The sequence below is a fragment of the Rhodococcus sp. NPDC054953 genome (genome assembly GCF_053609225.1).
The window spans coordinates 738-1,203 of record NZ_JBSGXD010000071.1 but is presented as its reverse complement, the minus strand read 5'-3'; the positions used below and the strand labels follow the sequence as shown (position 1 = coordinate 1,203).

Sequence of the window (466 nt, the reverse complement as noted above, 5' to 3'; positions counted from 1 at the left end):
CCAGGCGCCCCCGGCCCGCCGGGCCCGCTCCTGATACCAGTCCACAGCGCGGATCCCACTCCCCGCATGACGGCCGGGGCCGCACCCTCTCAGCGGGGCATCTGCCAGCCGCTGTCCGTCATCCCCGTGAAGGCGAAGAACGCCTTGCGCTGCTCGGCGTAGGTCGTCACCGCCTCGTACGGAGCGGGGTCGAAGATGTCCACCAGCTCGTCGGTGACCTTCTTGGCCTCCGGATCGACGAGGTACAGGTGCCGGCCCCCGGAGGCGTGCAGCAGGCTGGAGGACATGGTGTCAGGGCGGGCTCCCTGACAGCAGAGCTGGAGCCCTTCGTCCTCCATGTCCAGCTGAAGCTTGGCGAGACAGATGCCGTACGTGTCCCCCTCGTACGTCGTGCGGGCCCCCGACTCCCGCGTCACCCCGACGCGGAACGGCGGCCCGTGGTCCGAGAGCGCGAGCCGCAGTTCCT

General features: G+C 70.4%; 1 protein-coding gene. It reads right to left on the bottom strand.

What is annotated here, in order from left to right; all coding sequences use genetic code 11:
• Positions 1–89: 89 nt before the first annotated feature.
• On the bottom strand, positions 90–466 hold a 377-nt coding region (locus tag ACWF62_RS20540), incomplete at its 5' end, for a hypothetical protein (RefSeq protein ID WP_452631264.1).